This window comes from Staphylococcus sp. EG-SA-2 (assembly GCF_017152085.1).
The window spans coordinates 1-8,429 of the sequence record NZ_JACYHC010000087.1 but is presented as its reverse complement, the minus strand read 5'-3'; the positions used below and the strand labels follow the sequence as shown (position 1 = coordinate 8,429).

The following is an 8,429-nucleotide window of genomic DNA, read 5'->3' as shown; positions in this document are numbered from 1 at the left end:
CATTGAAAAAGAGGTAACAATGTCAAAAGAAAACAGCAGTAAAATCATTCCTAATTTGGAATCATCTTACTGCTGTTTGTTGTTGATTTATATTCATGATTTTGTTATATAATCTACAATTTTGTGTCTTTTAAGTCTTCCGAAATTTCATCGACTTTAGTCTTTTTAGTATAAGGCGTTTTAATATTATATGCTGCTTTCATAATCATATGACTTGAAAGAGGACCTGTAATTAATACAAAGATAATCGCAACGATTAATTGCATATTTACAAAACCTTGAGTAGCAATAAAATATAAAAAAGTACCAAATAGTAATGACATTGCACCTAATGTTGATGCTTTTCCGGCAGCATGTGCACGTGAATATACATCTTCAAGTCTCAATAATCCTATAGCTGCTAGGGCGCTAATTAAAGCACCGATGATAACAAAGATAAGTGCAAGACTAATCAGTATGATTTTGATCATGTTCAATCACCTTACCTTTGTCCATAAATTTAGAGAATACTGCAGTACCTAAAAAGGCTAATATACCAATCATCATAATAACGACAATCATGTATTTAATATTTAATAAAATACTGAATAATGCTATAACTGCCATTAATTGAAGACCAATCGCATCTAATGCGACAACACGATCGGCAAGTGATGGGCCTAGCACAACGCGAATGAGCATAGCTAACATAGAAATGACAACTATGATTAATGCAATAACGATAATAACATTATGATTCATTATATTTCGCCCACCTCTCTTACAATTTTCTCTAATGATGTTTTAATACTTTCTACTTCTTGCTCTTTAGTTGAAAAATCTATGGCATGAATATAAATTTTTGTACGATCATCACTTACACCAAGCACTACAGTACCAGGTGTTAATGTAATTAAATTAGACAGCAAGACAATTTGCCAATCTTTTTTTAAATCTGTGTGATAAACAAAGAATCCTGGTTCATTTTTAATCGAAGGTTTAATAATAATTTTCAAAACATCAAAATTAGCTTTAATCAGTTCGATTAAGAAAATAATAACTAATTTAATAATACGATATAGCGTGATGACATAAAATCTACCTGGTAACACTCTGTGTAAGAGGTAAACAAGAACTAGGCCAAAGATGAAACCTAACACAAAGTTATTTGTTGTGTAACTATTTGTTACAAACAACCAAAACACTGCGATAATAAAGTTTAATACTAATTGTACAGCCATGTTATTTACCTCCTAATACAGCTTTAACGTAGGTTGATGGATTGTAGAATGTTTCTGCACCAGCTTTTACCATTGGATATAAGTAATCTGCTGACAATCCATATAAAACAGTTATCACAACTGCAACGATTGCAATCGTAGTTAAATATTTGACGTCGACTTTGTTATTAAGATCATATCCTTTTGGTTGACCGAAAAAGCCTTGTAGGAATATGCGAATGACAGAATATAATACAACTAAACTTGATAATAAGACGATGACACCACTTAAATAAAATCCTCTTTCAAATGTTGATTGGACAATGAAAAATTTTCCATAAAAGCCACTGAGTGGGGGAATGCCAGCTAAACTTAATGCTGCGATAAAGAATGACCAACCAAGTACAGGATATCGTTTAATTAAGCCACCAAATTGTCTTAAATCAGCAGTGCCTGTAATTTTAATCATAATTCCGATAAGCAAGAATAATGCAAGTTTTACTAACATGTCGTGCAATGTATAGTAAATAGCCCCAATCATACCTGACTCTGTCATCATTGCAACGCCGACTAAGATCACACCTACAGCAATCATGACATTGTATAGGATGATTTTTTTAATGTTGGCATATGCAACAGCACCGACACAACCAAAGATGATCGTTAATAGTGCTAAGAATAAAATGACATAATGTGAAAAGCTTACATTATCACTAAAGAATAGGCTTAATGTTCTAGCGATTGCATAAACACCAACTTTTGTTAACAAAGCACCAAAGAATGCAATGATTGGAATTGGTGGTGCATAGTATGCACTAGGTAACCAAACAAACATTGGGAATACGCCAGCTTTTGTAGCAAAAACAAAGATAAATAGTATGAAAACGATATTGACTAAGCCACTGTCATGCGCTGAAAGGTTAGCTAATTTATTGCTTATATCTGCTAGATTCAATGTTCCTACTACTGAATATAAAATCGCTACACCCATTACGAAGAAGGATGACGATACAACGTTAACAAGAACATATTTGATTGTTTCTTGTAGTTGAATTTTTGTAGAACCAATTACTAATAAGAAATAAGATGACATTAAAAATACTTCGAAAAATACGAATAGGTTGAAAATGTCACCAGTTGTGAATGCACCAATGATACCTATTAACATAAATAGTACTGAAAAATAATAATAATATCTTTCACGTTCAATACCAATTGTTTGGTATGAATATAAAATCACAATAGCTGTAATAATAATACTAGTAATTATTAGTAGGGCACTGAATATGTCTAATACAAAGACAATACTGTATGGTGCTTTCCATGAACCTAGCTCTACGCGTATTGGTCCATGTTTAACAACATTTGCTAAATTGATAATTGCCGCGACCAAGGTTAATAATGTACCGCCTAGTGCGACATAACGCTTTATAATAGGACGCTTTCCAATAAAGACAAGTAATATGGCTGTAATTACTGGAATAACTAGCGTTAACACAAGCATATTACTTTCAATCATCTTCTGGAACTCCTTTCATACTCTCAACGTTATCTGTGCCTAATTCTTTATATGTTCTAAATGCTAATACTAAGAAAAAGGCTGTTGTCGCAAAGGCGATAACGATTGCTGTTAAAATAAGTGCTTGCGGGATAGGATCAACATAGCTTTTTACGTTCGCTTCATAAATTGGAACAGTACCATGTTTAAGTCCGCCCATAGTTATTAAAAATAAGTTTGCTGCATGTGTTAATAGTGTAGTTCCCATAACAATTCGTATCAGACTTTTAGACAAAACGAGATAGACACTAATTGCTGTGAGAATACCACTAACAAAAATCATAATAATTTCCACTATTCGTTCTCTCCAATCGAAATAATAATTGTCATGACAGTACCAACTACTGCACATAAAACACCGAAATCAAAGAATACTGCTGTTGTCATATGAACAGGTTCTAATATAAATAACGGTATATCAAATGTGACATGCGTAAAGAAATTTTTGCCTAAAAACCAACTTGCGATAGGCGTCGCAATACAAAAAACTAATCCGATACCTATCAAGATTTTAAAATCTAATGGGAAAATTTTACGCATTGTTTCTATATCAAATGCAATCGTAATGATAACAAGTGAACTTGCGAATAATAATCCGCCGACGAAACCGCCACCAGGTGTATAATGTCCTGCTAAGAAAAGTGAAAAACCAAAGACCATTACCATGAAAAAGATAATAACTGCAGCAAATTGCAAAATTAGATCATTTTGTTGTCTATTCATGATTTTTCACCTCGTTACCTTGCGTTTGACGCTTTTTACGTAATTTAATCATTGTATATACAGCTAATCCTGCGATACCAAGCACAGATGACTCGAATAAAGTATCCATACCACGGAAATCAACAAGTATGACGTTTACCATGTTTTTACCGTGAGCTAAATCATAAACGTGCTCTTGATAAAACTTAGATATCGATTCAAAATGTCTATTTCCGTATGCAATTAAACCGATAATAATGACGGACAAACCAACACCACCAGCAATTAAAGCATTAGTAAGCTGGAATGAGCGCTTTTCATTATAACGATTTAAATTTGGTAAGTGGTAGAAGCATAATAAGAACAATGCTGTTGAAATAGATTCAACGATAAACTGTGTCAATGCTAAGTCGGGTGCTTTAAAGAATATAAACAATACAGACACAGCATATCCAACTGCACTTAACATAATAATGCTAAATAATCTTGATTTAGCGAAAAGAATTAAAAAGGCAGCACTTAATAATAAAATTACGATACAAACTTCGAAAATTCTAATCGGACTAACGTCTTTAAAATTAATGTTGAAAGGCACTGAGAATATAGTGACAAATGTTAATAAAATTAATGCACCAAAAATGATAACTAAATTATTACGTGAATAATCGGTAACATAGCTATTCGTCATCTTTTCAGAGTAGTTTGGAATAACATTTGCACTTCTGTTGTACCAATAATTGAATGTTAGTTTACCAGGTTGTCGTTGCAACAATTTCACCCAATAACTAAATGTCACAATTAGTAAGATACCTAAAATATAAATCACTAATGTTGATAAAAAGGCAGGCGTTAATCCATGGAACATATGGAATTCAACATCATCAATTACCGTATGATTAATCGAAGATGTAGCTGGTTCAATAATCGAATTAGTTAAAATGCCAGGGAATAAACCCAATACAATTACTAATGTAGCTAAAATAGCTGGTGATAAAAGCATTAATATTGATACTTCGTGTGCTTTTTTAGGTAATTGTTCAGGTTTATATTGTCCGAAAAATATATGCATTATAAATTTAATTGAATATACAAATGTGAAGACACTGCCCACTATACCAATGATTGGGAATAGGTAGCCTAATGTATCAACACTGAATAAATTTGCTTGGCTTGCTGTAAATGTTGTTTCTAAAAATGATTCTTTTGATAAGAAACCATTGAACGGTGGTACACCAGCCATACTTAATGCTGTAATAACAGTGATTGTAAATGAAATAGGCATAATTGTTAGTAAGCCACCTAATTTCTTAACATCACGTGTACCAGTAGAATGATCCACTGCACCTGTAATCATAAATAGGGCACCTTTAAATGTTGCATGGTTGATTAAATGGAATATTGCAGCCGTAAATGCAGCAGCATATATTTTGCTATCATCGCCTTGATAGTGATAACTAATGGCACCGATTCCAAGCATCGCCATAATCATACCTAATTGGGATACTGTTGAAAATGCCAGTATACCTTTCAAGTCTTGTTGTTTTGTTGCGTTTAGCGAAGCCCAGAATAACGTAATTAAACCAACGAGTGTGACAGTCCATACCCAACCTTGCGATGCTGCGAAGATTGGTGTCATTCGAGCGATTAAATATAACCCTGCTTTAACCATTGTTGCTGAATGAAGATAAGCACTGACTGGTGTAGGTGCTTCCATTGCATCTGGTAGCCAAATATAAAATGGAAACTGAGCAGATTTTGTAAAAGCACCAATCATGATTAAAATCATCGCAAAAATGAAGAATGGGCTATTTTGAATTTCAGAAGCATGTTGAATCATGTACTGAATGCTAAATGATTGTGTTGGTATAGCGAGTAAGATGATACCACCTAATAATGATAGACCACCAAATACTGTGATTATGAGCGATTTTTGAGCACCATATATAGATGCTTGTCGTTCGCGCCAGAATGAAATAAGTAAAAAACTAGAAAATGACGTTAGCTCCCAGAATAAATATAGAATAATAACATTATCTGAAAGTACGACACCTAACATTGCACCCATAAATAGTAATAAATAACAATAAAAATTCCCTAGTTGTTCTGACTTACTTAAGTAGCCGATTGAATATAATACTACTAAACTGCCGATTCCTGAAATAAGCAAACTAAAGAGTAAACCTAAGCCATCAAGATATAAATCAAAGTTCATACCAAAATGAGGCATCCAATTTAAGGTTTTCATTACAGTATTACCTGACATCGTCGTTTTAATTAATGTAAGCATATAAATAAATATGACGATAGGGACAGGTAATACGAACCATCCTAAATGTATACGTTTAAAAAATCTATACAGGATAGGAATAATGAGTGCGAATATTAACGGTAATATCACCGCAATATGTAACAAACTCACTATGTTGTCCTCCTTTAAAAAATATTTATGTTATTCATTATACATGAATGATATAGTTCTGAAAAACGTACACACTCCTTGTTGTGCTTTATTTTCAGAAGTATTTAAATAAGAAGAAACACGTCATTTTTTATTTAAAATTTTCTTTGTATTGAAGTGAATAATCTTCTTTTAAGCGTGCTAAACTAGCTAAAGACATTTCAGCATGTTTTGTTTGCTGAGCTTTAAGTTTAGTTTCTAAATCTGTAATTGCTTGTTGAAGTGAATCTTCATAGCGCAATACATCAACATTGAAGTCGCGTAATTGTGAACGTTTCGTATAGCGTTTTTCAAAATGGCTTAATGCTTTGCGTTCATGGAAAAATACACCTTCAGTTTCAGTAGGGTTATGTAAATCACCTTGTTTCGGGTGTTTGATAACTTGTTCAACTTTAACAAGGACATCGTCTCCATTTTCTTCAACAATCGTGACACCATAGCTACCTGTTTTGTGTGAAAATCGATATAGCTTCATGCTATTTTCCTCCCTTAAAAGTATGTTAATATATATGTATCATAACATGAATGGAGAATATAAATGGCTAACTATCCACAGTTAAACAAAGAAGTACAACAAGGTGAAATTAAAGTGGTTATGCACACAAATAAAGGTGACATGACATTCAAATTATTTCCAAATATTGCACCAAAAACAGTTGAAAATTTTGTGACACATGCAAAAAATGGTTATTATGATGGAATAACATTCCACCGTGTCATTAATGACTTCATGATTCAAGGTGGCGATCCAACAGCTACTGGTATGGGTGGCGAAAGTATTTATGGCGGTGCTTTTGAAGATGAATTTTCATTAAATGCATTTAACTTATATGGCGCATTATCAATGGCTAACTCAGGACCTAATACTAATGGTTCACAATTTTTCATTGTTCAAATGAAAGAAGTACCTCAAAATATGTTAAGTCAACTTGCAGATGGTGGCTGGCCTCAACCAATCGTTGATGCATATGGCGAAAAGGGTGGTACACCATGGTTAGATCAAAAACATACAGTATTCGGTCAAATCATTGATGGTGAAACTACTTTAGAAGATATTGCAAATACAAAAGTGGGACCACAAGACAAACCACTTCATGATGTTGTAATTGAATCTATTGATGTTGAAGAATAATAGCTAAACATAATTAACTACCAACATTTTAAACTCGGATAAAGCTAATTTATGAATGGATTAGTATATATTCCAACGAAACAAATAAACTAACATGATGAGCAATCTCAATATATTTATCAAGAAAGCACAGTTTTTAAATAGATGTGTATTCTAAAGATAATAGTTGAGGTTGCTTTTTATGTTTTTAAAGAGAATTGCTATTCAAATAGTTAATAAATTGAAAACAAAGTAGCTGGATATCATATTGATTTAGATAGGAGTTTGTTGCTAATTTTATTTGTAAATCCAAGTTTGTAGAATTCTTATTCATTTATAAAATAATATTCGTATGATTTGATGTTTTAATTAGTCCACCATTTCGATTTGTGCTATGATAATAGTGTTAAGTAAACGAAATAAGGGGTTATTAAGTTGAATAACTACAAAATTGGCCAACATATCAAGGTGCGTGTAACTGGTATTCAACCATACGGTGCGTTTGTTGAGACCCCTAATCATACTGAAGGACTGATTCATATATCAGAAATTATGGATGACTACGTTCATAATTTGAAGAAATTTCTATCAGAAGGCCAAATTGTTAAAGCTAAAATTTTGTCTATAGATGATGAAGGAAAGCTTAATCTATCATTAAAGGATAATGATTACTTCAAAAATTATGAGCGTAAGAAGGAAAAACAATCAGTATTAGATGAAATCAGAGAAACAGAAAAATATGGGTTTCAAACACTTAAAGAACGCTTACCAATCTGGATAAAACAGTCAAAGCGAGCAATTCGAAACGACTAAAGGAACAGATAAATCGTACCGAAAATCATACAAAGGGTCTGAAATGAAAGTTTCTTAGACTATAAAAGAGATTAGTATCTATTAAATTTTATTAGATACTAATCTCTTTTTGTCTACGATAACGTAATATGATTGATTCTATTTACACGTACAAATGGTTTAAGGTGACATATCCATTATCTTTGTTAGATAGAATCGTTGATTTGCAATATTGTATGTGGATTTGTTTTTTTTATTTATTTTAGAAATGAGAACTACAACTTAAAGTATTAAACGAATTGCAACTATATAAACAGATAATTGGAGAATGAAAAAATTACATGTTATAGTCAACTCAATAATTTTAAGGAGGAATTAAGTAATGAAAAGTAAATACGAACCATTGTTTGATAAAGTAGAATTACCAAATGGAGTAGAGTTGAGAAATCGATTTGTGTTAGCCCCTTTAACACATATTTCTTCAAATGATGATGGTACTATTTCAGATGTAGAACTTCCTTATATTGAAAAGCGTTCACAAGATGTTGGTATTACAATTAATGCTGCGAGTAATGTGAGTGATGTCGGAAAAGCATTTCCAGGACAGCC

The 8,429-nt window shown here is 32.4% G+C and carries 11 protein-coding genes; 3 read left to right on the top strand and 8 right to left on the bottom strand.

All coding sequences use genetic code 11. From position 1 onward, the window contains the following. Nucleotides 1–113: 113 nt before the first annotated feature. The 8 genes from mnhG1 to IDG60_RS00700 all read right to left on the bottom strand — a co-directional run bounded on the left by mnhG1 (nt 114) and on the right by IDG60_RS00700 (nt 6,392). Entirely contained in the window at nt 114–470 is a 357-nt protein-coding gene (gene mnhG1, locus IDG60_RS00735; RefSeq protein WP_000590451.1) for a Na+/H+ antiporter Mnh1 subunit G, read from the bottom strand. After that, nucleotides 448–741 (bottom strand): Na+/H+ antiporter Mnh1 subunit F, encoded by a 294-nt coding sequence (gene mnhF1, locus IDG60_RS00730; RefSeq protein WP_001016306.1) that lies wholly within the window; start codon nt 739–741, stop codon nt 448–450. Before mnhF1 ends, mnhG1 begins: the two co-directional genes overlap by 23 nt. After that, a complete protein-coding gene (gene mnhE1, locus IDG60_RS00725) occupies nt 741–1,220 on the bottom strand; it encodes a Na+/H+ antiporter Mnh1 subunit E (protein ID WP_000290674.1) in 480 nt (159 codons plus the stop codon). Before mnhE1 ends, mnhF1 begins: the two co-directional genes overlap by 1 nt. 1 nt (nt 1,221) lies before the next feature. Further along, the gene (gene mnhD1, locus IDG60_RS00720) at nt 1,222–2,718 is read right to left on the bottom strand and encodes a Na+/H+ antiporter Mnh1 subunit D (protein WP_000573077.1); all 1,497 of its coding nucleotides are present in this window, start codon (nt 2,716–2,718) and stop codon (nt 1,222–1,224) included. After that, complete coding sequence (mnhC1, locus tag IDG60_RS00715; RefSeq protein WP_000402803.1) at nt 2,711–3,052, bottom strand: Na+/H+ antiporter Mnh1 subunit C; 342 nt, start codon at nt 3,050–3,052, stop codon at nt 2,711–2,713. The genes mnhD1 and mnhC1 overlap by 8 nt, the downstream gene beginning before the upstream one ends. Continuing rightward, entirely contained in the window at nt 3,052–3,480 is a 429-nt protein-coding gene (gene mnhB1 / locus IDG60_RS00710; RefSeq protein ID WP_001081626.1) for a Na+/H+ antiporter Mnh1 subunit B, read from the bottom strand. The genes mnhC1 and mnhB1 overlap by 1 nt, the downstream gene beginning before the upstream one ends. Next, nucleotides 3,473–5,878: a Na+/H+ antiporter Mnh1 subunit A gene (gene mnhA1, locus IDG60_RS00705; protein ID WP_103182713.1), complete on the bottom strand. Its 2,406-nt coding sequence runs from the start codon at nt 5,876–5,878 to the stop codon at nt 3,473–3,475. The genes mnhB1 and mnhA1 overlap by 8 nt, the downstream gene beginning before the upstream one ends. A gap of 130 nt (nt 5,879–6,008) precedes the next feature. After that, a complete protein-coding gene (locus IDG60_RS00700; protein ID WP_000781162.1) occupies nt 6,009–6,392 on the bottom strand; it encodes a kinase-associated lipoprotein B in 384 nt (127 codons plus the stop codon). Between the two features lie 63 nt (nt 6,393–6,455). Here IDG60_RS00700 and IDG60_RS00695 point away from each other — a divergent pair, with 63 nt between their 5' ends. From IDG60_RS00695 to IDG60_RS00685, 3 genes are all read left to right on the top strand, one after another. Further along, the gene (locus IDG60_RS00695; RefSeq protein WP_000035058.1) at nt 6,456–7,049 is read left to right on the top strand and encodes a peptidylprolyl isomerase; all 594 of its coding nucleotides are present in this window, start codon (nt 6,456–6,458) and stop codon (nt 7,047–7,049) included. A 414-nt stretch (nt 7,050–7,463) separates the two neighbouring features. Continuing rightward, nucleotides 7,464–7,841, top strand: coding sequence for a S1 domain-containing post-transcriptional regulator Ygs (ygs, locus tag IDG60_RS00690; RefSeq protein ID WP_001067294.1), 378 nt, complete (start codon nt 7,464–7,466; stop codon nt 7,839–7,841). 361 nt (nt 7,842–8,202) lie between these two features. After that, the coding region (locus IDG60_RS00685) for an oxidoreductase (protein WP_481906068.1) at nt 8,203–8,429 on the top strand (227 nt) is incomplete at its 3' end.

What these genes read in the sequence shown, in the direction of transcription:
- mnhG1 (WP_000590451.1), bottom strand. Translation starts at nt 470, where the DNA reads ATGATCAAAATCATACTGATTAGTCTTGCACTTATCTTTGTTATCATC.
- mnhF1 (WP_001016306.1), bottom strand. Translation starts at nt 741, where the DNA reads ATGAATCATAATGTTATTATCGTTATTGCATTAATCATAGTTGTCATT.
- mnhE1 (WP_000290674.1), bottom strand. Translation starts at nt 1,220, where the DNA reads ATGGCTGTACAATTAGTATTAAACTTTATTATCGCAGTGTTTTGGTTG.
- mnhD1 (WP_000573077.1), bottom strand. Translation starts at nt 2,718, where the DNA reads ATGATTGAAAGTAATATGCTTGTGTTAACGCTAGTTATTCCAGTAATT.
- mnhB1 (WP_001081626.1), bottom strand. Translation starts at nt 3,480, where the DNA reads ATGAATAGACAACAAAATGATCTAATTTTGCAATTTGCTGCAGTTATT.
- IDG60_RS00700 (WP_000781162.1), bottom strand. Translation starts at nt 6,392, where the DNA reads ATGAAGCTATATCGATTTTCACACAAAACAGGTAGCTATGGTGTCACG.
- IDG60_RS00695 (WP_000035058.1), top strand. Translation starts at nt 6,456, where the DNA reads ATGGCTAACTATCCACAGTTAAACAAAGAAGTACAACAAGGTGAAATT.